The sequence below is a fragment of the Trinickia sp. LjRoot230 genome (assembly GCF_964253315.1).
Taxonomy (GTDB): domain Bacteria; phylum Pseudomonadota; class Gammaproteobacteria; order Burkholderiales; family Burkholderiaceae; genus Trinickia.
The window spans coordinates 1,280,006-1,304,328 of sequence record NZ_CAXUQX020000002.1; the positions used below are offsets into that span (position 1 = coordinate 1,280,006).

A 24,323-nucleotide genomic window follows, 5' to 3' on the forward strand; every position below is an offset into this window, starting at 1 on the left:
ATCACACATTTGGGACCGCAGGCCGGTCCCGGCTAGAGTGATTACCGCCACGCCAACGCGCGCGGTAACCCGATTTCGCATCTCACTGCAATTTGCACACGAGAGAACCGTCCAAATTGTCATTTAGCACGACGCCTCCGTTGCCCGGAATCGGCAGCGAGTCCCACCCGCGCTGCGCACCGCTATCTTTCAGGTAAAAGCGGCGGCTAGACAGCACCGGCGGAGTCTGTCCCCAGAACGAATTCCCGAACGCCGTTTGCGGCACCAAGTCGGTGAGCTTTTTCACATCGCCGATGTCGACGCTGGCTATGCCAGGTGCGTTGTTGCTCCAGCCTTCGCATGTGTTGTTCGGGTCTGGATCGACCCACGGCGGGACGATCGGGATCGTCTGGCCGTTTTGATGTTCCACGAACAAGATCACTTGTGGGTTGAGTGTGACGGAGCGCGTGAAGCGATAGCCGTTGTGCGCGTAGGTTTCGCTGATGGTGGCTTGGCCAGGCTTTAACGCGTTCATTCTTCCCGTGGCCGGGTCGACGCTGACGACATTGGGCGCCGAGCTGACCGCGCTCACGAACTGATCGATCGTCGGAACGAACATTCCAGGATCGAAGCGCGCATACGTTACGTCTTTGACGAAGGCTATCGCGCGGGTATCGGGCCAGACTGCTCCGTTGTAGACGTTCCCATTCGGTTGGACGTATTGAATCTGGTGGGTATCGCCCGGCACATCGGTGAAGCCCACGTTCGCCGGTTTGGCCGGGCGCACGACCTGGCTGCCCAGTTTTGCCGAAGCGGTGAACGGGCCGGTTGTGCCGACTTGCGCGAACGATGCGAAATAGGCAATGGCCTGTCCCGCGCCGTTGGTCGTGGGCGCTTCGTAATAGGCGTCGTTGGCGGTGGGTGACCGACTAGGCATCCACTGGAAGCCGAGTGTGCTGAGCGATTGATTGGCCACCGGCAAGCCGCGCGCATCGACGACAAGCGCAACGTATTGGAACCCCGCCTGCGCCAGGGAGCCGAGCGGCACGGGCGTATGCAGCCGGATCGGCGTATTCAGCAAATTGTTTATCGTGCCGATTTCCGTGATGCCTGTCGAAGGATCGACGATCGTGACTGATGCAATGCGAGCCACCAGCGAAAACGTGACGGGGTTGGCGTTATGCGGTGCTGCCGAGCCCAGTTGCGCGCTCACGGTAAAGGCGGTGTTCGCCATCTTGCTCGAGAGCGTGGCGCTGATGTTGCCGCTCGCATCGGTCGTGCTGCTGCCCGGCGTGAGCGTGAGCCAACCGGCGTTCGGCAGCGAGCCCGGCGAGGGGTTGACTTGCCAGCGCAGCCCGACCAGCGGGTAGTTGGGCAGCGGGTTGCCGGTGTTCGCATCGACAACGTGAGCGGTGAATGTGTAGGCGGCTTGTCCGTCCGCCGCCTGGCCGGCTTGCGGCGTGACCACGATCGGATCGGTGAGCGCGGCGTTCACCGCGGTGTTCGCGCTGACGAATTGCATCGCTGCGCTCTTGAGCTTGATGCTGCCGGTCTTGATGATCGGCGTGACCGTGAGCGTGCCCAGTTCGGTGCCGGCCGTGATCGTCGCGAGATAAATGCCATCGCCTTGTGCGCTGACCGCGCTGATCGTAGGCCCGAGTATCGCGGGCGATGTCGTTTTCACGGCGGCTGCGGCTTGCGGCGAGGTGTTGAACGCCGGCTGCAGCACGATGTCATGCGCGAGGCCCGGCACGCCGTTGCCATTGCCGTCGAGGACACTGATGGTCACGAGCGCCGTGCTGTGTCCGTCGGCATATATCCGGTTAGGGCTGATGTCGGTGGTGGACTTGTCGATGCTGATGTTTTGCACCGGCGGTTGCACGGTGATGTGCATTTGCGCGGGCGACGACGTGTTGCCTTCCCGGTCGCGCGCTACCGCACTGATCACGTAGGTGTTGCTGCCGCTTGACTGATAGGCAGGGAACGTCAGCGTATAGCTGCCGTTTTGCCCGAGGATCGCGCCACCGTTCGCCATGAACTCGGGCGCATTCCACTGGATCGATTGCAGCCCGTAGGTCGAAGTCACGTTGACCGGCAGCGGCATGACTTCGCCGGGATATCCGTTCAACGCCTGAGCGAGCGTGAGACGAATCACCACGCGCTTGCGGTAATCGAGCACGATCCGGTTGTTACGTTGCACGAGCGCGTAGCGGCTCGCGGCGACACTGCGCATCGAGGCCACCGCGTGCGGGTCGAATTGCTCGGACAGCGGCACGCCCATGCGGTAGGTCAACTGCGTGTTGAACAGCACGTCGCTGATGCCGCGCGAGCCGCGGCGGTATCCGGCTCCGATCGTGATGGCCGGCACCGGCGTGTAGTCGAGCTGCGCGGTCACTGCCAGCGGATTTTTCTGGCGACTGCCGTCGCCTGCCAAGTCGACACCGTTGCCGAAGTACTGCTCGTATTTGAGCTTCATGCCCAATTGTGGCAGTGCGGGCAGGTACATTTCGGTTGCGACATCGAAGCCGCTCGCCGGACGTTCGTCGTAATCAGCGTAGTCACGCGACTGGTGCCAGCCGGTTAGCCCGAAATACCCGTTGGCGGCCAGATGCAAGTAGTCCGTTCCGAATTCGAGGCCGGCACCCAAACGTTGGTTGTGGCCTGTCACGTCATCGTCGAAAAAGACGTTGGCGCCGTACATCGAATGTTTGTCGAAATGCCGCGCGCCCAGACCGAGGTTGATCGTATTGCGTCCATCCCAACGCTGGTAGCCGAGCTGGGTGAACAGCAGCGCGCTGCCCTTGTTGTCGTAAAGCGGCAAGAGCATATTGGCCGAACCGTCGTTGAGCCCGTGGCTGGTCGCGCCCATCGATATGCTTGCCGTACCGTATTGCGAGAGCCACCGCTGCAGCCCGCCGAAGACATACTGATTCGCTTGGCTCGTCAGGTAGCCTGTCGCAAGATCGGACAGACCGAGGCCGGAGCCGGCAAGTTGGCCGGCCTGCATCAATTGGTGAAGAACCGGAGCGAAGAGTGCCTTTTCGCGGGCTTGTTGCGATACGGTGTGGCTTTGTGCGCCTTTGGCTCCGAGCTCGGGTAGCGTGAAGTCGAATTTGGGCGACGGGTTCGTGGAGGGGCGGTTGGCAGCGGTGGCTGACGCTTGGTCGGCGGCAAACTCGATGTGGCCGCAAATGGGCGAAAGTGCGAACGGCGAGCACAATGCGTCCTCCTGCGCCGGCATCGGCGTTGGATTGGCGGATTGTGCGTTCGCGTTGCGAACGATGAACGAGGTAAATGCGAGCACCGTCAGTACCATGAGCCAGAGTGCAAAACGCTGGCTGGCTGTTTTGGGGCCCCTCGCAATACGCTGCTCGAGGACCGTTGAGAATCGATGATTCATCTGATCGCTATCCAATCAATGACATTCCCGAAAGCCATCTCCTCGATTGCGAATCATCGATAACGTTGATTTGCGCGTCAGCAGGCAGTTGCTAATGCAGCGCGGCGTGCCCATATTGATGCGGACAATGCGACGCTCAGCGGCAAGGAGCGAGAATGTGAAGGCCAGAATTCAGTAATGAACAAGTCTGGCTAAATGCGGGATTAATCGACGTCTTTTCCCATCGTTTAAGGGCGTGCAATCGCCGTTCAAGGCGTGCCGTTTTCCCGCGCTTGATTTTTCAATCTGGCCGCAACTGCTCGTCGCATCTACGGATACAACGATATCCGTTCTTTTTGGCAGTCAGCCTAGCAGTTCTCATAGTGGCGGCCGGTTGATTACGCGTATTGACACTGCGCCGGCGGCGCCCGCACGAAGCGGCGGACGGTTTGCGGCGAGTAAGTTGTTGTCATGGTTGTCCAAGCGCTCGGTATTGAGCGAGTCGATGATTGAAGGGGTTCGTAAAGCAACTTTTGAGACAATAATCCCCGCATCGCCGACGACACAGAACGAGATTAGTCTCAAAAATCCTGGATTCAATGTTCGGAAACCATCGAGAAGCTTGTTCCGCAAGCCTGAAGTGCGTCTGATCGGACCTGATAATTTGAAGGGGGTAATCCGCAATCGGAGCATGCAATGATCTGCGTGGGCGCGTTCTCTTGCGCCGTCAAGACCGGGGGATATATGAGCAACAACGATCAGATGTCACTGGTCATCACGGCGCGAGTCGATGGTTGCCCAGCCGACGGAACTGCGAGCTCGGCGGACGTTGGACGGCTGATTGCATCAGCGGGAAACAATCCGCAGGCGCTCGAATACGGCGTGAAAGTCACGTTTCAATTGTCGGGTAATAAAGGCGCCTATTTTCTGGATTCGAACGACCCGCATTTGACGAACGGAGTGACGGACGTATTCGGTATTTGCGATGTGGCATTCGCCAGCACGCAAAACGGCAGTGTGACGTTGAGTGCGTGGCTCGAAGGGGATGAGAATATCGCCGCGTCACCGCGGGTGTTCCGGTTTGGGCCTACGCCGACACCGACACCGACACCGACACCGACACCGACACCGACACCGACACCGACACCGACACCGACACCGACACCGACACCGACACCGACACCGACACCGACACCGACACCGACACCGACACCGACACCGACACCGACACCGACACCGACACCGACACCGACACCGACACCGACACCGACACCGACACCAACGCCAACGCCAACGCCAATCGGGCCCGTTCCTATTCAGGTCTATAACGAGCCGTTCTATTGGAGCGCGCCGGGAATATATTGGCCGAATTTGGTAGGTGCTTACGCCTCCGTCGTCGGCGCGGGTGGGAAGTACGTTTTGGAGCCTGCGGGTCCACAAACGATAAGGATTCGAGACTATCAGGACCAATATCTAGTCGTTAGCGGATCATTGCTGTACACATCGCCGGACAGCGCTGGTGACGTATTCACAATGCATTTTGTGGATCGCGCAAACGCCGTCTTTACGCTGAATTTCAACGGCAATTATCTCGTTGCATATCCGACTGATTGGGTCGATGACGGCGGCTATGACCTTCAATTTAGGGGCCAAAACGGGGAAGATCCGACTGCCTATTTTCGGATAGTAAGTTCGTCGCCCACACCCACACCCACGCCCACACCCACGCCAACGCCAACACCGACACCGACACCGACACCGACACCGACACCGACACCGACACCGACACCGACACCAACGCCGACACCAACGCCGACACCAACGCCGACGCCGACGCCAACGCCAACGCCAACGCCAACGCCAACGCCAACGCCAACGCCAACGCCAACGCCAACGCCAACGCCAACGCCGACACCAACGCCGTCGGGCGAGTACGATTTCTGGGCCAAGCCGAGCGGCGGTTTCGACAACTTGGATCTGCAGGTGACGGTGAACGGCCAATTGAAATATTCGAGTAACGAACAGCCGGTCTACCCGTACACCTGTCAGATCAAGAACAACACCGGGACGAACAAAGTATCGTTGCCCGACTCGGTCAACGTTCAGTCGGATGGGACCTTCAGCTTCCAGGTGGATTACGTCAGCCTATCGTTTCCGCCGCCTGGACACCCCGGCTCGATGCCGTTCACCGTGTTGGGCCCGAACGGCGCGACCGCCCCCTTCAGTATCCAGGTTGTGGGCATTCGACAGGGGGGCTGACGAAGGAGACAGCGTCTCCTCGACAACGCACAACCCAAGCGCGGCGCAGCGGTCGATTCGCCGCGTTTTACGGAGGCCGGGTGCGAATCGCCGTAAAATGTGCGGCAGCGCGCCCGGCTGCGCATCCGGTTTCGCCACCGATGATGCCGCTGCGGCGCTCCCGCCACTCGCCACACACCGACCCCTATGGACGACTCCTTCAACTTCGACACGCTCGCCGTGCGCTCGGGCACCACGCGCACCGAATTCAACGAGCACTCGGAAGCGCTCTTTCTCACGTCGAGCTTTTGCTTCACGAGCGCTGGCGAAGCGGCTGAGCGCTTCAAGCATTCCGAGGACTACTACACCTATTCACGTTTTACGAACCCGACCGTCACGATGTTCCAAGATCGGCTCGCGGCGCTCGAAGGCGGCGAAGCCTGCATCGCGACCGCCTCGGGCATGAGCGCGATCCTCTCGGTGGTGATGGCTGCACTGCAAGCTGGAGACCACATGGTCAGCTCGCGTGCGCTATTCGGTTCGACGCTTGGCATGTTCTCGCAGATCTTCACACGTTTCGGCGTGACCACAACGTTCGTCGATCCGAATGATCTCGATGCATGGCAAGCAGCGGTGCGTCCAGAAACGAAGATGTTCTTCGTCGAAACACCGTCTAACCCGGTCACCGAGTTGTGCGACATCGAAGCGATCGGCAAGATAGCGAAGGCCGCTGGTGCGATCTTCGTGGTCGACAATTCGTTTTGCAGCCCTGCCGTTCAGCAACCGCTCAAGCTCGGTGCCGATGTCGTCATGCATTCGGCAACCAAGCTGATCGACGGCCAGGGGCGTGTGCTCGGTGGCGCGCTGGTCGGAACGCGCCAGTTCATCATGGAGAAAGTCTTCCCGTTCGTGCGAACGGCGGGGCCCACACTTTCCGCATTCAACGCGTGGGTGCTGTTAAAGAGCCTCGAAACCCTATCGTTGCGCGCCGAGCGGCATTCGGCCAATGCACTTGCCGTGGCGCGCTGGCTCGAAGCGCATCCGGGCGTCAAGCGTGTTTTCTATCCGGGGCTTGAATCGCACCCGCAATATCAGATCGCCCGGCGTCAGCAACGCTCGGGTGGCTCGGTGCTCGCCTTCGAAGTCGTGGGCGATACGCCCGAGGCGCAGCGCGCCAATGCATGGCGCGTGATAGACGGCACGAAGCTGTGCTCGATCACGGCAAACCTCGGCGACACACGCTCGACCATCACGCATCCCGCCACCACCACGCACAGCCGCATCACGCCGGAAGCGCGTGCAGAGGCGGGTATTACCGAAGCGTTGTTGCGCGTGGCGGTAGGGCTCGAGGACGCGGGCGACATCTGCGCCGATCTCGCGCACGGGCTGAATGGGTAAGGGCGCTTCGTTGTTCGTTGGTGCTGCAGCGCTGGTCCAATAAATAAATACTCAATGCGCCGTCATCGCGCGCCATTGCCCCGGCGCGACGCCAAAGCGTCGCGTGAACGCGTGCGTGAACGCGCTTTGATCGCCGAAGCCGACCGATAGGGCGATCTCGGTCAACGTGTTGCGCGGGTCAGGCAGCAACGTGAGCGACGTGTCGAGCCGCAACCGCTGCAAATAGCGGTGCGGCGTCGTGCCGAACGCGTCGTCGAAAAGCTGATGAAACCGGCGCACTCCAAAGCCGCAATGCGCGGCGAGATCCGCCACTCGCAGCGGCTCGGACAGTCGGGCACGCAGCCAGCGGTCGATGCGCGGAAAATCGAGGCCGGCGACCGGCGCGGCGAGGCCGCTTGCGCCCACCAATGCCGAGGTGAGCCGGACTGCGGCACCCCAGGCGAATCGATTACTCGCTTGTTCGGTGCTTCGCGCGACATCGCGTACGAGCGAGGCCGTCCTCTCGTCGAGTGTCAGCACCGCAGCGCGCGCAAAAAGGCGTTCAGGAACAGCGAGTGTGGTGGCCGGCAGATCGAGCACGAGATGACGGTTTTCGCCGATGCCAGCGTATTCGTGACGCGCACCTGCCGGAATCAGCCAGGCATGGCGGCTGTCGACACGCTGTCCGACGCCGTCGACGCTCATCTCCATTGCGCCGTCGAGCCCGAGCACGACTTGATGGAAGTCGTGCTCGTCCGAGGCCACGTATTCGCCGAAGCACCGCAGCGATACGCCCGGCGCCAAGGCATGTGCATGACGCCTGCTCATGTCAGCCCTGAGGGCGCGCTCGACATGCTGCTCACACGTCCAACAGCTCGACTTCGAACACCAGCGTGGCGTTCGGCGGGATCACGCCGCCAGCACCGCGCGGGCCATAGCCCAATTGCGGCGGAATGGTCAGGCGCCGCACGCCGCCCACTTTCATGCCTTGCACGCCCTCGTCCCAGCCCTTGATCACCATGCCGCCGCCGAGCACGAACGCAAACGGGTCGCTCCGGTCTTTGCTCGAATCGAACTTCTGGCCATCGGTGAGCCAACCGGTGTAATGGACGCTGACGGTACGGCCGGCGGTTGCCTCGGCGCCGGCGCCTTCGGTCAGGTCTTCGTATTTGAGGCCCGACTCGGTGGTCACGGTCGTCATGGATTTGCTCCTTCTATCACGTTCGAAAGCGCCATTGTAGGCGCTCGCGTCAGAGTGGGTGCCTATAATGGGTGTCTCTTCAACGCGCCATGGGTGCCCCGGTCGTCGCGAGACGGCCAGCAATGATCGTGCCGCTCGCGGTACGGCGTCGTTGTCGGGCAGCCGGGCGCTTCCTATTCAGAGGCCGATCGTGTCGACGTCTTTCAATGCCGTTGCCGCTGCGACATCCGACGAGCGCTTCGCGCGCATGCGCGCCGAGACAGCGCTCTTCATGCGCGATCATGTGCTTTCCGTCGTTTCTCATGACCTGCGCAGCCCGCTGAACGCCATCCACAGTTGGGCCTATGTGCTCGAGCGCAAGCTCGACGCGGCCGACCCCGCTGCGCAACGCGCCCTCGCAGGCATTCGCTCGGGCGTCGAGCAGCAGGTGAAGCTGCTCGAGGAGGCGGTTGACAGCACGAGAGCCGAGACGAAGGCGCTGGCACTCGAGCGCACCGGCTTCGTGATGCAGCCCGTGATCGAACGCGCGCTCGACGAGGTTCGACGCTCGCTGGCCGACGCGCGCGGCGTGTCGTTCATCGTCGAATCACGGCTCGATACGGAGCATTGCGACGGCGATCGCGAACGCTTGCTGCAAGCGCTGTGGGTCATGCTTGCGTTCGCTATCGAAGGCAGTGCGCCCGGTGGCACGGTGACGCTCGAAAGCGGCCTCGACGCGGGCTTTTGGCGCGTCGATGTGGCTCATACGATGCGCTTCGCGGCATTGGCCGATGCCGAGCTGCCGCACGCATTCGAGGCATTTGCGCGCAACCAGGCCATGCGGGTGCGCGAAGCGGGGCGCGTGGCCTGGGTGCTGGCGTTGCCGCAGCGCGTCGCCTCGGCACATGGCGGCAGCTTCGAGCAAAGCACGGCCGGCGATGGCGAACTATCGACGCTAACGCTGCGCGTGCCGCTCATGGCGCCCTAACTGCATGTGCCGGCGCTACCGCGTCGGCACGCCTTCTTCGACGAGCAACGCCACCGGCAGCGCGCTCAACGCCTCGCGCACGAGCACGCGACTATCGTGGCTGACCTTGGGCGCGGCAGGGCTTAGCCAGTCGAACAGCGCGCGGCCTGCCAACGCCGGCGGCAGTTCTATCCATGTGTCTTTCCAGCGGGTTGGCTCGACGTGCGGTACGTCATGCTCACGTGCCAGCAAGGACGCCGCGTGCCGCGTGCCGACGACGATTGCATAGGCGTCGCCGTGCCGGCGCGCGAATGCAATCACATGCTGCGCCAGGCTGCCATGTACCGCAAGCGGCAGATACGTCCCCTCCAGAAAGAGGGCCGGCGACACCGCTCGTAGCATCGACGCGCGGTGAATCACGCCGAGCTTGATGCGTCCATCGCGCCAGTTGCCGAGCTGCTCGCTCGGCGGCGTATCGGCAATCTCAGTGAGCCAGTGGCGACGCAGCGCAAAGTCGACGGGCCGGCGGTTGTCCGGATCGACGAGACTGAAGTCCCACAGTTCGGTGCCCTGGTAGAGATCGGGAATACCTGGCGAAGTCATGCGCAAGACTGTCTGCAACAGGCTGTTTAACGCCCCCGCCGAACCGATGCGCGCAACGAATGCCGTCAGCTCGTGCAAGAAGCCGTCGCGCCGCTGAGGCGCCAGAATATCGAACAGAAAGTCGCGCGCGGCGTTTTCGTAGCCGATGTCGGGCGCATGCCAGCTCGTACGCAGCTTGGCTTCGCGCAACGCCTTCAATTGCCAGGCAGCGATACGCTGCGCGAATGCGTCGACGCCCGGTGCGTCGGATGGGTCCAACTCATAAGGCCAGCTACCGAGGAGCGTTTGATAAAGCATCGCTTCCGCCGTTGGCCCCGGCGCCCAATCGCGCGCGGCGACGGCGCTAGGCAGTGCCGTGCCGGTCAGCAGTTCGCCGCCGGGCGTGCGTCGATGCGGCGTGTTCAGCGTCGACCATGCACGCAGCGTCGCGGCCCAGTCGTCGGCGATTTCGCTCAACACCGCGAGCCGGGCGCGGACGTCTTCGCCGCGCTTGTGATCGTGCGTGGCGGTTGCGAGCAGGCCGTGTGGGAACCGACGGCTGCGCTCGAGGTTCGCCGCATGGAACGCGTCGGCGGCAAGCGCGAACTCGGCCGCGTCCGAGCCCACTTCGTTGCGCGAGAGCAGCCGTCCGTAACGGTAGCAAGCGGTGTCTTCGACCGCTTTGGCGGCGAGCGGCGCTGTCAACTGCGCAAACAGCGCGCTCGCCGTTCGGCGCTCGCGTCCCGGTGCGGGAGACGTGGCAGCGGCGATGGCCTGAGCGGCGGCACCGTCTGCTGGAACGTGCTGCTGCGCGCTTTCGCCGCGCGGCGCCGAGCCGCCCAGCCATCGATCGACCTGATCGAGCAGACCGCCGTGTCCCGGCGGGAGCGACGCGCGGGCACGCTCGAGCGCGGCATTGAAATAGCGCTCGTCCGTGCCTGTGCGCATGCCGTTGCTCGGATAGAGCCGGTAGACCGTGAAATGCACCGCGAGCTCGGTCAGCACACGGCGGATCGCCATGAAGGTGAAATCGCGCGTGGCCGCATGCTCGCGCGCCATGCGGTGCAGCGCGCGCGCGATGCGGTCTAGCTCCGCCGACAGATGTTCGGTCAGGATCATGCGCCGCGCGTAGTGCACTTCATCGGCAAACGTTGCGTCGCTGCCGGCCAGTTCGCTCCAAGCCGCGCTCAGCGTGGCTTCGCCCGCGGCGTCATGCAGCAGCGCGCCGACATCGTTCATGAAGTCGTAGCCGGTTGTGCCGTCCACGCCCCAGTCCGTCGGAAACGCCTCCCCGCGAGCCAGGATTTTTTCGACGATCAGATAGGCTGGCGAGCCGTCCAGTTGCGGTGGGCGTTGCGGCTCGCGCTCGGCAAGCCGATCACGCAAACGCCGGCAATACTCGCGCGGATCGGCGAGGCCATCGACGTGGTCGATGCGCAGCCCATCGACCACGCCTTCTTCGAAAAGCCGCAGGATCAGCGCGTGAGAAGCGTCGAACACCTCGGTGCGTTCGGTGCGCACGGCAGCGAGCGTACAGATGTCGAAAAAGCGTCGCCAGTTGATTTCGTCCGCCGCGGTGCGCCACCATGCGAGGCGATAGAATTGCCGTTCGAGCAGCCGGTGCAGACGCTCGCGTCCGGCTGGCGTTTCGGGCGAGAACTGCGCGAGTACTTCATCGAATGCTGCCGCATCGTGCGAAGCAGCGAAGGTCTGCAACGCGTCGAGTGCGCTTTGCGCGCGTGGACGATCCTCCGGTTGCACGCTCAATCCGTCGAAACGTTCGGCCAGCGCGCCCAGGGCCGGATCCGATGGGGTTGGCGAGTTTGCGCTTGCGTTCGCCCCTGCGTGCAGGATCGTCGCGTAATCCACGGGGCAGATCGGAAAAACATGGTCTGCATAGCGTGCGATGAACCGAGTGCGCTCGGCGTCGAAAGCAAGCGTGATGCGGCCGGCCGCCAGCTCTTCGCCATATTGCGCGCCGAGGCACGGCGCGAGCACCTTGCCGCGCAGCGCCGGGTCGGGCGAGTGCCAGTCGATATCGAAATAGCGTGCATGCGCGCTATGGCGGCCCCATTCGAGAATGTCGAGCCACCATGCGTTGTGGCCGCCAGCGATGCCCATGTGGTTCGGCACGATATCCGCGACGATGCCCATCTGCCGCGCGTGCAGTGCTTGTGCGAGCCGCTTGAGCGCTGTCTCGCCGCCGAGCTCGGGGTTGACCACGGCGTAATCCACGGTGTCGTAGCCATGCATCGAGCTGGGTACCGCGGTCGTGATCGGTGACAAATAAAGATGGCTCACGCCCAGTGCCGCGAAGTAGTCGATGCAAGCGGCCGCGTCGTCGAGGGTGAAGCCGCGATGCAGCTGCAAACGGAGCGTGGAGCGCGGAAGGGTCATGGCGTTGAGGGGGGCTCGGGCCGTTGCGACGCCTGAGATGCCTCCGACGCCGCCTGCTCGTCGGCCGTGCGCTTACGGGCGCGCGCGAGCGCGAGCAGCCGGTCGGTGAACGCGGAGTCCGCGAACAGGGCGTCGATCGGGGCGACGACGCGGCGGCGCCAGTTCGGATGCTCATCGATGGAGCCCGGCAGATTCGGTTGCTCGCTCAAGCCCAGCAAGTCTTCGAGCGGATAGACGACAAGCGGGGCGGGTGTCGCCGAAACGTAGGCCAGTGCCTCGTCGACGGGCGGTTGGTCCGGTGGCGGCTCGTCGACCGTATCGGGCGCGATGCCCGCTTGCTGAAACGCGGTCCAAAGCGCGCGACGGTCCGCCGCGCGTTCGGCTTTTGCAAGCGCCACAGGGTCGCGCCCGTCGGGGCGTCGTGCCGTCTGACCGATGCGGTTGCGCCAATCGATGTCATGGCCTTGCCACCAGCCCGCCACTGTCGGCAGATCGTGGGTTGTCGTGGTGGCGATCGCATGATCGTCCCATTGTTTGGGTGCCGTGAACCCGTCTTCTTTTTCGCCGCGCTCGAACCACAGCACGCGCATGCCGAGCAGCCCGGCTTGCGCGAGACGCTCGCGAAAGCCGGGCGGCACGGTGCCGAGATCCTCGCCGATGACGATGGCCCGATGGCGCCACGACTCCAGCGCGATGAGCCGCAGCAAATCGGCAATCGGATAGTTCAGGTAGGCGCCCTCGGCCGCCCGCGCGCCTTCGGGCACGAGCCAAAGGCGCTGCAAACCAAGCACGTGGTCGATGCGCACGCCGCCCGAGTAAGCGAACGCTGCCCGCAACATATCGATGAAGGCGGTGAAACCCTGCGTGCGCATGGCGCGTGGCGAGAACGTCGTCAGCCCCCACGCTTGCCCAGCCTGATTGAAGAGATCGGGCGGCGCGCCGACCGAGACGTTTTGCAGCATATCGCTGCGATACGACCACGCATGACTGCCCGCGCCGTCGCAGCCCACCGCGAGATCAGCAATGAGCCCGATGGCCATTCCGGCATCGCGCGCCGCTTGCTGCGCATGGCTCAGACCGTGGGCGGCGAGCCACTGCAAGAACAGATGAAAATCGACTTCGTGCCGCGCTTCGCGTGCGAATGCGTCGACCTCGGCGCAGCGCGGTTCGGCGAGGTCGGCAGGCCAGTCGCGCCAATGGGTGCGGCCGTGCATGCGCTGCACGGCGTCGATGGCTTCGAATCGCGCATGATCTTCGAGCGGTTGACCGCCGCGTACGCAAAACGCCGCGAAGTCGGCCGCGTGTGGCGAGTTGCCGGCGCGCTCGCGGGCGCAAAAGCGTTCGAACAGTGCGCGCAGCACGAGCAGCTTCAACGCCGCGGCCTTCGGCCAATCGATCAGCGGCTGGGCTTCGAGCGCAGCCCACGCCTGCCTTGCGCCGACCGATTCGAGCGCGGTAAGCGCCGCGTCGCGCCCCAGTGCAGCGGACGGATCGATATAGGCGACGTTCAGAAAGAGACGCGACGACGGCGAATAAGGGCTGAAGTGCTCCGGGGCGGCGCTGAACATCGCGTGGGTCGGGCTGATGGCAAGCGCATCGGCGCCGCGCCGCGCGCTTTCGATCGCGAAAGTCGACAGCGCTGAATAGTCGCCGATGCCGCCATCACCATCGCCAACGCCCACGCTTTGACGGCGCAAGCCATACAGCTGCGCGCCGATGCCCCACAGCGTCGGCCGCATGGCCGATGCCGCGGCGCCCGCGCGGCACGCATCGGCCACGGTGTAGCAGCGGCGTGGTGCAACGGCGAGCCGCACCTGCTGATCGTCGATGAACAGCGTGTGATAGCCGGGCTCGGCAATCGGCGCGAGCACGACGGGTTGGCCTTGCGGCGTGCTCACGCGTGCTTCGATGACTTCGCCGTTCTCGAGTTCGACGCGATAACGGCCGTCCGATGTCGCGACGAGTGCAGGCATCGCAATAGCCTCGTCGCATGTGGCGGTCACGAGCGGCGGCAGTGTGCGTGCAGCATGTTCGACATCGAGCGCGGCAAGGCTTTGCGCGGTCTCGCTGCGCGTGCCGCACGGCAGCCCCAGCGCGCCCAGCAAAGCCGCCAGCGTTTCATGCGGCACCCGATGGCTGCGGTGCTCGGCATCTTGCCATTGCACTTCGAAGCCCGCGCGCGTGGCGAGTTGTTCGATCGGGTCACGTCCGGCATCTTCTGGCGCGCCCGCGTCTTTCGCTCGCTTGGCTCCCGTCGACGATGACCGCTGCGTTGACTTGCTCACGTGTCGTTCTCCAGCGGCTCGACGATCCGTGCATCGTGGCGCAGTGCGTAGCTATTGACGTCGCCCGTGAGCCAGGCGATCGAGGCGTAAGGCGGCAGCTCGCCCTTGTCGACGAGTTCGCGTGCACGTGGCGGCGTTTCGAAGATGACCATACCGTCGGGCCGCGCCGGCAGCGGTATGCCATCGGGCGTCAGATTGAGCGCAATCGATAACGTTTCGCCGTCCGAGAGGCTCCAGCGCGCGACGAGCGCATTCGCCTCGCGGCCGGTGGCCGTCGGCAGGATCGTCGCGCCGAGCGAGCGCGCGCGCGCGATGCGCGGTGCGATCAATTTGGCGCGCACGGCAAGCGCCGCGCGATAAAAGTGCCGCCACGCATCGTGTTCGGCGACAGGGCTCGTGCGCGGCGTGCCGGACGTACCGGACGTACCGTTCGTCTCGAGGGTGTCGTCCGCCTCGCATGTTTCATCCTCCGTCGACGGCGACGAAAGCGCGAATGTCTGCACCGCGTTCGGATCCGGAATGCGCGCGCGCCGGTCCGGGTCGGCGTAGGCCGCGAACTTGGCGAATTCGCGGCGGCGTCCCTCGCGTACCGCATCGGCAAGTTCGTCTGCGTAGTCGGTGAAGTACAGGAACGGTTGCGTCGAACCCGATTCTTCGCCCATGAACAGCAATGGAATTTGCGGGGAAAGCAGCATCAGCGCTGTGGCCGCCAACAGCGCTTGCGGCGCGCAAAGCGTGCGCAAGCGCTCGCCGAACGCGCGGTTGCCAACTTGATCGTGATTTTGGAGAAACATGACGAATGCGCTCGGCGGCAGATGCGCGCTTGGCTCGCCGCGCGGTGCACCGTCGTGAATCGGCGACGGCTCGCCCTGATAAGCGAAGCCTTCCGTCAGCACGCGCGCGAGCTTGCCGATCGGCCTATCGGCGTAGGCCTGGTAATACCCCTCGTGTTCGCCGGTGAGCAGCACATGCAGGCTGTTGTGGGCGTCGTCGTTCCATTGCGCGTCGAAAGGCCCGCGCAGCAGGCTCGCGCGATTGTGCTCGTTTTCGAGCACGAGATGGACGTAGCGGCCGGGCTCCGTCGAGCGCCGGATGCGCTCGGCCAACTCGTGCAGCCATTCATCGTCGCCAATCGCATGCACGGCGTCGAGCCGCAGCCCATCGAAACGGTACTCGTGCAGCCAGTAGAGCGCGTTTTGGCAAAAGAACTCGCGCACCTCCAGCCGACGGAAATCGATCGCCGCGCCCCATGGCGTTCGCACATCTTCGCGAAAGAACGCTGGCGCGTAGCGTGGCAAATAGTTGCCTTCCGGCCCGAAATGGTTGTAGACCACATCAAGGAGCACGGCGAGGCCCAGACCGTGTGCGCAATCGATCAACGCTTTGAGATCTTCCGGACGGCCATACGCCGAATCGGACGCAAACGGCAGCACACCGTCGTACCCCCAGTTGCGATGGCCCGGGAAATCGTTGATCGGCATCAGCTCGATCGCGGTCACCCCGAGTTCGACGAGCCGCGGCAATCGTCGGGCGACGCTGGCAAACCCTCCCAATGCACCGACGTGCAACTCGTAGATGACCATCTCCTCCCATGCGCGACCATGCCAATGCGTGTGCTGCCAGGCATACGCGCGTGGGTCGATGACCTCGCTTGGTCCGTGAACGTCGTGCGGCTGGAATCGCGAGGCCGGATCGGGCACAGGGGGGGGATCTGCGCCTTTGCCTTTGCCATCGAGCCGATAGCGGTAGAGCGCCCCTGCGCCGCAATCCACTTGCGCTTCGAACCAACCGTTGCCGCTGGACTGCATGTCGACGACGTGCGTGGCCGAGTTCCATTCGATTTCGATGCGCACGGCGTCACAGGCGGGCGCCCAGAAACGAAACCGCGTATGGGGGCTCGCATCGGCAGCGGCGACGACGAGATGCGCGCCGAACGGCAAGCAGTGCGCATGTTGCGCCGGGCGATCTCGATCTGACAGATGGTCGGACATACGATTGATCCTCACTCCATCGATAAACTTCGCGTCGCTCATGTGTCGCGGCCGGCATCAGCCTGCGTGCTGTCTCGCGGGGCTCGCGCACAAAGCATCGCAAAGCCGTGCGCGTCGAGTTCAAACGCATCGCCATCGAGCGGGTGAGTCGGCTGCTCCGGCTCCATGGTGTCGATCAGCACATTCCATTCCAGACATGGCGCGGGCGGTGTGAATGCGAGGGACGTGTCGGAACCGTTGAACAACAGCAACAAGACCTCGACCTCGCCATCCGCGCGGATGCCCGCGCGGCGCAACATCAACGCTTTCGCTTCCGGGTCCTGCCAGGCCTCGCTCGTGAGGGCTTCGCCGCGCTCGTCGAACCACCCGACGTCTTTGATGCCCTGCATCACATCGTCGGTGCCGCGTAAAAAGTGGCTGGCGCGCAACAGCGGATGGTCTTTGCGCAAGGCCACCAGCCGGGATACGAATGTGACGAGCGCCTGGCCTTCGGGCGATTGCACCTCGCGCCAATCGAGCCACGAAATTTCGTTGTCCTGGCAATAGGCGTTGTTGTTGCCGCGCTGCGTACGGCCGAATTCGTCACCGCCCGTGAGCATCGGCGTGCCGAGCGACGCAAAGAGCGTGGCGAGCATCGAGCGCATCACACGTCTGCGTGTCGCTAGGGTGGCGGTGTCGTCCGTCGGGCCTTCGACGCCCCAGTTGGCGCTGCAATTCTCGTTGTGGCCGTCGGCGTTGTCCTCGCCGTTGGCTTCGTTGTGCTTTTGCTCGTAAGAGACGACATCGGCCAATGTAAAACCGTCGTGCGACGCGAGATAGTTGATCGATGCCCACGGCCGCCGGTAGCGGTGATTGAAAAGCTCGGCCGAGCCTGCGATGCGCGCCGCAAGCTCGGCACGCAGGTTTGTGTCGCCCCGCCAAAAGCGCCGCACGCAGTCGCGAAACTTATCGTTCCATTCGACGAAACCGGGCGGATGACGGCCGACCTGGTAGCCGCCTGGCCCGACATCCCACGGTTCGGAAATCAGCTTGCGCTGCGACAGCACCGGATCTTGCCGGATGACATCGAAAAAGCCCGACCCGGGATCGAACCCTGTGCCTTCGCGTCCGAGCGTGACGCCGAGATCGAAACGGAAGCCGTCGACGTGATAGGCGGTGGTCCAATATCGCAACGAATCCATCACCATTTGCAGCACCCGCGGATGTGAGAGATTCAACGTGTTGCCGCAGCCGGTATCGTTGATGTAATGCCGCTCGTCGCCGGGAATAAGCCGGTAATAGCTGGCGTTGTCGAGGCCGCGCCAGCAGATGGTCGGTCCCAATTCGTTGCCTTCGCAGGTGTGGTTGTAGACCACATCGAGTATCACTTCGATACCGGCTGCATGGAATTGCCGCACGGCAGTGCGCATTTCGGTGAGCCGCCGGGTGGAAAGATAGGCAGGGTGCGGTGCGAAGAACGCCACCGTGTTGTAGCCCCAGTAGTTCGTCAACCCGCGTTCGAGCAAGAACCGCTCGTCGAGAAAGGCGTGCACGGGCAGCAGTTCGATGGCTGTGACGCCGAGCTTGTGCAGATGATCGATGAAGCGGGGCGACGCCAGTGCGGCAAAGCTGCCGCGCTCGTGGGGGCGCAGATCTTCGTTGAGCATCGAGATGCCGCGCACGTGTGCCTCGTAGATCACCGTCTCGTCCCATGGCACCTCGGGCCGCGTGTCGCGCGACCAGTCGAACGCTTCTTCGATCACCACGCATTTGGGCATGGCCGGCGCCGAGTCGCGCCGATCGAGCGACAGATCATGGCGACTCGAATGCACGCGATATGCGAAGAGCGCTTCGGACCAGCGAAAGGCACCCGTCAATTTTTTCGCATAAGGGTCGAGCAGCAGCTTATGCGGGTTGAAACGATGTCCGTGATGCGGCTGATAAGGCCCATAGGCGCGAAACGCGTAGACCGTGCCCGGATGCGCGCCGGGCAGATAGCCATGCCATATTTCGTCGGTGCATTCGCGAAGCGGATAGCGTGCGAGTTCCTTGTGGCCCGTCGCATCGAAAATGCAAAGCTCGACTTGTTGCGCGTTTGAGGAGAACACGGCGAAGTTGACGCCCAAGCCGTCCCATGTCGACCCGAGCGGGTACGACGCGCCAGTCTCGAGCCGATCGGGTAGCGCGCTCGCCATGCCCTGTTACCTCTTGTCGCATTGAATGCGGATGGTGCTGTGGATTGCTGTGTATTGCCGTGTGCCGCCACATCGCTACGCTGCGCGCAGCACAATCGTCGCGAGCGGCGGCAATGTCAGGAGGAGCGACTGCGGCTTGCCGTGGCTCGCGATGTTGTCGGTGACGACAAGCCCGCTATTGCCGACATTCGAGCCGCCGTAAAGGCCCGCGTCCGTGTTCAGGATTTCGTGCCATTCGCCCGCGCGCTGCATGCCGACGCGATATCCGTGGCGCGGCACCGGCGTGAAGTTGCAGACGACGGCTACCTCCCGCCCCGCACCATCGCAGCGGCGATACGCGAAGACGCTGTTGCCGCTGTCATCGCCGACGAGCCACTCGAAGCCGCCCGGGTCGGCATCGAGCAAGTGCAGCGCCGGCTCGCTCGCATAGAGGCGATTCAGATCACGCACGAGCAGTTGCACGCCGTGATGCATCGCATCGTCGAGCAAATGCCAATGCGGCGAGCCGTCATGGTCGAACTCGGCTTCCTGCGCGAACTCGCCGCCCATGAACAGCAGTTTCTTGCCTGGATGTGTCCACATGAACGCGAAATACGCGCGCAGATTGGCAAAGCGCTGCCAGCGGTCGCCGGGCATCTTGCCGAGCAGCGAGCCTTTGCCGTGCACCACCTCGTCGTGCGAGAGCGGTAGCACGAACCGTTCGGAATACGCGTAGACCATGCCGAACGTCATGTTGTGGTGATGGTAGCGGCGATACACCGGATCTTCGTGCATATAGTGCAGCGTGTCGTGCATCCAACCCATGTTCCACTTGAAGTTGAAGCCGAGCCCGCCGTCTTCGATACGCGCGGAGACGCCCGGCCAGGCGGTCGATTCCTCCGCGATCGTAATCGCGCCCTGTACCCCGGGCGCATGAGCGACCTCGTGATTGACGCGCTTCAAGAACGCGATGGCTTCGAGGTTTTCCCGTCCGCCATAGATGTTGGGCACCCACTGCCCTTCGGCGCGCGAATAATCGCGATAGAGCATTGAAGCGACGGCGTCCACGCGCAGCGCGTCTACGTGATAGCGCAACAGCCACGCCAGTGCCGAGGCAATCAGGAACGCGCTCACCTCGTTGCGGCCGAGGTTGTAGATCATCGTGTTCCAGTCCTGGTGGTAGCCCTCGCGTGGGTCGGCATGCTCGTAAAGCGGCGTGCCGTCGAATGAGGCCAGCCCGTGGGCGTCGTTCGGAAAATGCGCGCTGACCCAATCGAGAATGACGCCGAGCCCCGCAACGTGTGCGCGATCGACGAATTCGGCGAAGCCTTCGGGCGGCCCAAAGCGTGCCGACGGTGCAAACGGCGAGAGCGGCTGATAGCCCCACGAGCCGCCGAACGGATGTTCGGCAATCGGTAGGAACTCGACGTGAGTGAAGCCCATGCCGAGCGCGTACGGGATCAGACGCTCGGCTAGCTCCGACCAGTTCAAGCCGCGGTGGCCTTCCTCGTCGATCCGCAGCCACGACTCGGGGTGCACCTCATAGATTGAAATGGGCGCGGCCGGCGTTTGCAATGCGGCCCGCCTGCTCATCCACGCGCCGTCGGACCACGAATGCTGCTCGATGCGCGCGACGTCGGCGACCACGGAGGCGGTAGCCGGCGTACGCTCGGTTTGCATCGCGCAGGGGTCCGCTTTGAGCGGCAGCGTGTGACCGTTGCTCGCAACGATTTCATACTTGTAGCGCGCGCCGGCGGCGAGCCGCGGAACGAAGAGCTCCCATACGCCGGCCACATGACGCAGCCGCATTGGATGGCGGCGGCCGTCCCACGTGTTGAATTCACCGACCACCGACACGCGGCGTGCGTTCGGCGCCCAGACCGCGAAGCGCACGCCGGGCACGCCGGCGTGCGAACAGGGCCGCGCGCCCAGACATTCGAGCACGGCATACGGATCCGAACGAGCGAGCCGCTGCAAGGCATCTTCGTCGAGCACGGGGCCGAACGAGTAGGTGTCTTCGATTTCCTGCTCGACGCTATGCCAGTCGATGCAGAGCCGATACGGCGCGGCACGATCGACCACGCCGGCGAACAGCCCGCCCGGATGAATACGCGTGAGGCGCCCGAGCAGCGCGTTGCTGCCGCGCTCGATGACGGCGACGCTCGCGGCACCCGGCAATACGGCGCGCACGACGTGCCCCGCACTGGTGCGATGCAGGCCGAGTCGCGAGAACGGATCGGGGTGGCGTGCGTCGACGAGCGCTTCGATATCGACAGCATCGAGGCCGACGGAGGGATCGCGTTCGGCGATCGGATGAATAGGGGAAGACTGATCGTTCATTTGGCGCACCGAAGCAGGTCAGGGTGACGCAGGCGTGCCGTCGGCGTCGTCTTGATTGTCGTCGTCGTCGGCATGTCCGCCTTCGTTTGGCGGCACGCCAAGCAGGCGATCCGCGAGCGCGGCGAGCCCCCGCACGGGCAATCCGAGCCAGGCGGGCCGATTCGCCGCTTCGTAGCGAACCTCGTAAGCGGCTTTTTCGACGAGGAACAGATCGAGCAGCACCGTTTCGGCTTGCGGCGACACGAGCGGTTTGACTGCTTTGCTCGCGGCCTCACGATAGCCGGCCAGAAACGCTTCCTCGCCGAGCACCCGAAAGCGCTCGAACAACAGGCGTTTGCGATCGGCCATCTGCGCCGGCGCGTTCTCGAACGTCGGCTGAGCCGCCGCGCTGGCATACGAGAGTGAGCGCAGCAGGCCGGCCACATCGACGAGCGGGCTCTTCTTCAAGCGCCGTTCATCGAGCGTGCGCGCAGGCTCGCCTTCGAAGTCGATCAGGTAGACGTCGTTTTGCGCGATCAGCACCTGCCCGAGATGGAAGTCGCCGTGCACGCGAATGCGCAACGCGTCAAGTTCGGCCGGAACGTGTCGATCGAGCGCTTCGGCGAGGCGCTCGCGCTGTTCGAGCAACCGTTGCGCCACAGTGCGCGTGTCGCCCGTCAGATGGTCGCCCGGTTTGGCGAGCTCGGCTGCCAGCACGTCGAGTGCGCTGGCGAGCATCGATTGCGCTGCATCGATCCAGCCACGCACATCCTCGCGCGTCGCCTGCTCCGGAGCGAAGGCGACATCGTCGGTTGGCGCGGCGAGGGCCGCATGGAGCTCGCCGAGCCGTCGGCCGATGGTGCCGGTCAGGCCGCGGTAGCCCTCGGTCTTGTCGGCCTGTGCTTCGGGCTCGTCAGTCTCGGCGGCGAGCGCCAACTCGTCGATCACGCGCCGCAAATAATCGAGCGCCCAGTTCCACGCGTCGCCTTGATTTTCGATGAAGCCTTGCAGCAGCGCGAGCGTATGCGGCGTGCCGGCTGGATCGACGCGCACGACTTCGCCATAAAGCGGCGCCGAGTTGGCATAGCCGATCTCGGTCAGATGGCGGCTCATCTCGGCTTCCGGATGAATGCCGCCGACAACGCGGCGCACGAGCTTGAGCACCGCGCGGTCGGCCATCACGAGCGAGCTGTTGCTTTGCTCGGCCGCAATCCAGCGAATTTCCGGCGTGTCGCCGATATCGTCGAGTTCGTTGAAGCGGGTCGTCGGCAGAAACCGGATTTCGCTCTTTTGCACCGTTTGAATCGCGGCGCGCTCGCGCAGCTTGTGCAGCACGCCATGGGCGAACTGCGGCAGCGCGAATGCGTCGGTCAGGTGGCCGATGTTGCGTCCGCGCCGCACGCGTGCGAGCGCGAGCTGCATGTAAAGCGGCACCGTCGTGTCGGCCCCCCAGGTGATGCCCAGCGGCAGCACATAGCGTTCGGTGTGCTTGCCGACGTCTGCTTCGATTTCGGTGAACGCGAAACCGGCACCGGGGATCGTCGTCAGCGCGGCGAGCCGCACCGCACTGAGTTTTTGATCCTTCGCGGCGAACCAGCGCCGACGGCTCAGATACGACGGCAGCACTTCCGACTCGAGCAGACGCACGTTTTCGGGGGTCGGCCCCGTCTGCTCCGAGCGAATCACGAGCGTGACGAACTCGGGCAGTTGCTCTGAGCCGGGCTGGCTCCACGTCGGACGGTCTTCGCCCTTGCAGAGCAAGAACCAGAGGAAACCGTAAGGCGGGAACGTGAGCAGGTACGTCAGTTGGCCGATGGCTGGAAAGATCGAATCGGCCGTCATCTCCACCGGCACACGTCCGGCGAATTCGGATAGATCGAGCTCGACCGCCTGCGGCGCGCGAGACAGATTGGCCACGCACAGAATGGGCGGATGGCCCTCGAGTTCGCGCAGATAAGCGAGAATTTTACGGTTCGAGGGGCGCAGAAAGCGAATGCCGCCGCGTCCGAACGTGTGCGTCGAGCGGCGTGTGGCGAGCATGCGCCGGGTCCAGTTGAGCAACGAGTGCGGGTCGCGCGTTTGCGCCTCGACGTTGACGGCGTCGAAGCCATAAAGCGCGCCCATCAGCGGCGGCAGCACAAGTTGTTCGGGGTCCGCGCGCGAAAACCCGCCGTTGCGGTCCGATGACCATTGCATCGGTGTTCGCACACCGTCGCGGTCGCCGAGATGGATGTTGTCGCCCATGCCGAGCTCGTCGCCGTAGTAAATGACGGGCGTGCCCGGCATCGACAGCAGCAGCGAGTTGATCAGTTCGATACGGCGTCTGTCGCGCTCCATCAGCGGCGCGAGCCGCCGGCGGATGCCGAGGTTCAGACGCGCGCGCCGGTCGCTCGCATAGGTGTTCCAGAGATAGTCGCGCTCCGAATCCGTCACCATTTCGAGCGTGAGCTCGTCGTGATTGCGCAAGAAGATGGCCCATTGACAACTGGACGGCAACTCCGGCGTTTGCCGCATGATGTCGGTGATCGGAAAGCGGTCCTCGCTCGCAATCGCCATGTAGATGCGAGGCATCAGCGGAAAGTGAAATGCCATGTGGCATTCATCTTCGTTGCCGAAATACTCTTGCACGTCCTCAGGCCATTGATTGGCTTCGGCCAGCAACATCCGGTTCGGGTATTCGGCATCGATCGTCGCGCGAATGCGCTTCAAGATCGCGTGCGTCTCGGGCAGATTTTCGTTGTTCGTCCCTTCGCGTTCGACGAGATACGGCACGGCGTCGAGCCTGAGCCCGTCGATGCCCATATCAAGCCAGAAACGCATGACTTGCAGCACTTCGCGCAACACGGCTGGGTTGTCGAAGTTCAAATCGGGCTGGTGCGAGTAGAAGCGATGCCAGTAATATGCGCCGGCCACCGGGTCGTGCGTCCAATTCGACGGTTCCGTATCGATGAAGATCACGCGCGTGCCGTCGTACTTCTTATCGGTATCGGACCACACATAGTAGTTCCGATAAGTGGAGCCGGGCTTCGCGCGGCGCGCGCGCTGGAACCACGGATGCTGATCGGACGTGTGATTGATGACGAGTTCGGTAATGACGCGAATGCCGCGTGCGTGCGCGCCTTGAATGAAGCGGCGCGCGTCGGCAAGCGAGCCGTAATCGGAGTGAACGCTGCGGTAGTCGGCGATATCGTAGCCGTCGTCGCGACGCGGTGACGGATAAAACGGCAACAGCCAAATCGTATCGACACCGAGCTCGGCGATGTAGTCGAGCTTCGCGATCAGCCCAGGGAAATCGCCGACGCCGTCGTTGTTCGCATCGAAAAACGACTTCACGTGCACCTGATAGATGATGGCGTCTTTATACCAATACGGATCGTCCGACAGCGGTGCGCGTTTGGCGCGCCGCCCTGGGCGAGGGTGCATGTGTTGCGCATCCGATGCGTTCTCGGCATGTGCGGCACCAGGGTTCATCTGCT

The 24,323-nt window shown here is 63.6% G+C and carries 14 protein-coding genes; 3 read left to right on the forward strand and 11 right to left on the reverse strand.

Annotation, left to right across the window (positions count from 1 at the left end; all coding sequences use genetic code 11):
• Nucleotides 1-82: 82 nt before the first annotated feature.
• The 3 genes from ACSQ20_RS24780 to ACSQ20_RS24790 form a co-directional block, all read right to left on the reverse strand.
• Nucleotides 83-3,379, reverse strand: coding sequence for an inverse autotransporter beta domain-containing protein (locus ACSQ20_RS24780; protein ID WP_436025157.1), 3,297 nt, complete (start codon nt 3,377-3,379; stop codon nt 83-85).
• 1,066 nt (nt 3,380-4,445) lie between these two features.
• Complete coding sequence (locus tag ACSQ20_RS24785; protein WP_436025159.1) at nt 4,446-4,658, reverse strand: hypothetical protein; 213 nt, start codon at nt 4,656-4,658, stop codon at nt 4,446-4,448.
• A 342-nt stretch (nt 4,659-5,000) separates the two neighbouring features.
• Nucleotides 5,001-5,264, reverse strand: a complete 264-nt coding sequence (locus ACSQ20_RS24790; RefSeq protein ID WP_436025161.1) for a hypothetical protein — start codon at nt 5,262-5,264, stop codon at nt 5,001-5,003.
• Between the two features lie 65 nt (nt 5,265-5,329).
• Here ACSQ20_RS24790 and ACSQ20_RS24795 point away from each other — a divergent pair, with 65 nt between their 5' ends.
• Nucleotides 5,330-5,617, forward strand: a complete 288-nt coding sequence (locus ACSQ20_RS24795) for a hypothetical protein (RefSeq protein WP_436025163.1) — start codon at nt 5,330-5,332, stop codon at nt 5,615-5,617.
• Nucleotides 5,618-5,803: 186 nt separating this feature from the next.
• The gene (locus ACSQ20_RS24800; RefSeq protein WP_436025165.1) at nt 5,804-6,994 is read left to right on the forward strand and encodes an O-succinylhomoserine sulfhydrylase; all 1,191 of its coding nucleotides are present in this window, start codon (nt 5,804-5,806) and stop codon (nt 6,992-6,994) included.
• Nucleotides 6,995-7,045: 51 nt separating this feature from the next.
• On the opposite strand, the gene ACSQ20_RS24805 is transcribed toward ACSQ20_RS24800, so the two are convergent.
• Both ACSQ20_RS24805 and ACSQ20_RS24810 read right to left on the reverse strand, forming a co-directional pair.
• Nucleotides 7,046-7,801, reverse strand: coding sequence for an AraC family transcriptional regulator (locus tag ACSQ20_RS24805; RefSeq protein WP_436025167.1), 756 nt, complete (start codon nt 7,799-7,801; stop codon nt 7,046-7,048).
• Nucleotides 7,802-7,832: 31 nt separating this feature from the next.
• A complete protein-coding gene (locus tag ACSQ20_RS24810) occupies nt 7,833-8,174 on the reverse strand; it encodes an FKBP-type peptidyl-prolyl cis-trans isomerase (protein WP_436025169.1) in 342 nt (113 codons plus the stop codon).
• A 187-nt stretch (nt 8,175-8,361) separates the two neighbouring features.
• Between ACSQ20_RS24810 and ACSQ20_RS24815 the strand changes: the two genes are divergently transcribed.
• Entirely contained in the window at nt 8,362-9,141 is a 780-nt protein-coding gene (locus tag ACSQ20_RS24815) for a sensor histidine kinase (RefSeq protein WP_436025891.1), read from the forward strand.
• A 15-nt stretch (nt 9,142-9,156) separates the two neighbouring features.
• Here ACSQ20_RS24815 and treY read toward each other — a convergent pair whose 3' ends face one another.
• The 6 genes from treY to treS all read right to left on the reverse strand — a co-directional run bounded on the left by treY (nt 9,157) and on the right by treS (nt 24,318).
• Nucleotides 9,157-12,099: a malto-oligosyltrehalose synthase gene (gene treY / locus ACSQ20_RS24820; RefSeq protein WP_436025171.1), complete on the reverse strand. Its 2,943-nt coding sequence runs from the start codon at nt 12,097-12,099 to the stop codon at nt 9,157-9,159.
• A complete protein-coding gene (malQ, locus tag ACSQ20_RS24825; protein WP_436025893.1) occupies nt 12,096-14,297 on the reverse strand; it encodes a 4-alpha-glucanotransferase in 2,202 nt (733 codons plus the stop codon). The genes treY and malQ overlap by 4 nt, the downstream gene beginning before the upstream one ends.
• 83 nt (nt 14,298-14,380) lie before the next feature.
• The gene (treZ, locus tag ACSQ20_RS24830; RefSeq protein WP_436025173.1) at nt 14,381-16,375 is read right to left on the reverse strand and encodes a malto-oligosyltrehalose trehalohydrolase; all 1,995 of its coding nucleotides are present in this window, start codon (nt 16,373-16,375) and stop codon (nt 14,381-14,383) included.
• Between the two features lie 38 nt (nt 16,376-16,413).
• A complete protein-coding gene (gene glgX, locus ACSQ20_RS24835; protein WP_436025175.1) occupies nt 16,414-18,549 on the reverse strand; it encodes a glycogen debranching protein GlgX in 2,136 nt (711 codons plus the stop codon).
• A gap of 75 nt (nt 18,550-18,624) precedes the next feature.
• Nucleotides 18,625-20,838: a 1,4-alpha-glucan branching protein GlgB gene (gene glgB / locus ACSQ20_RS24840; RefSeq protein ID WP_436025895.1), complete on the reverse strand. Its 2,214-nt coding sequence runs from the start codon at nt 20,836-20,838 to the stop codon at nt 18,625-18,627.
• 48 nt (nt 20,839-20,886) lie between these two features.
• The gene (treS, locus tag ACSQ20_RS24845) at nt 20,887-24,318 is read right to left on the reverse strand and encodes a maltose alpha-D-glucosyltransferase (RefSeq protein ID WP_436025897.1); all 3,432 of its coding nucleotides are present in this window, start codon (nt 24,316-24,318) and stop codon (nt 20,887-20,889) included.
• Nucleotides 24,319-24,323: the final 5 nt, after the last annotated feature.

What these genes read in the sequence shown, in the direction of transcription:
- ACSQ20_RS24805 (WP_436025167.1), bottom strand. Translation starts at nt 7,801, where the DNA reads ATGAGCAGGCGTCATGCACATGCCTTGGCGCCGGGCGTATCGCTGCGG.
- treZ (WP_436025173.1), bottom strand. Translation starts at nt 16,375, where the DNA reads ATGTCCGACCATCTGTCAGATCGAGATCGCCCGGCGCAACATGCGCAC.
- ACSQ20_RS24810 (WP_436025169.1), bottom strand. Translation starts at nt 8,174, where the DNA reads ATGACGACCGTGACCACCGAGTCGGGCCTCAAATACGAAGACCTGACC.
- ACSQ20_RS24780 (WP_436025157.1), bottom strand. Translation starts at nt 3,379, where the DNA reads ATGAATCATCGATTCTCAACGGTCCTCGAGCAGCGTATTGCGAGGGGC.
- ACSQ20_RS24800 (WP_436025165.1), top strand. Translation starts at nt 5,804, where the DNA reads ATGGACGACTCCTTCAACTTCGACACGCTCGCCGTGCGCTCGGGCACC.
- treY (WP_436025171.1), bottom strand. Translation starts at nt 12,099, where the DNA reads ATGACCCTTCCGCGCTCCACGCTCCGTTTGCAGCTGCATCGCGGCTTC.
- glgX (WP_436025175.1), bottom strand. Translation starts at nt 18,549, where the DNA reads ATGGCGAGCGCGCTACCCGATCGGCTCGAGACTGGCGCGTCGTACCCG.
- treS (WP_436025897.1), bottom strand. Translation starts at nt 24,318, where the DNA reads ATGAACCCTGGTGCCGCACATGCCGAGAACGCATCGGATGCGCAACAC.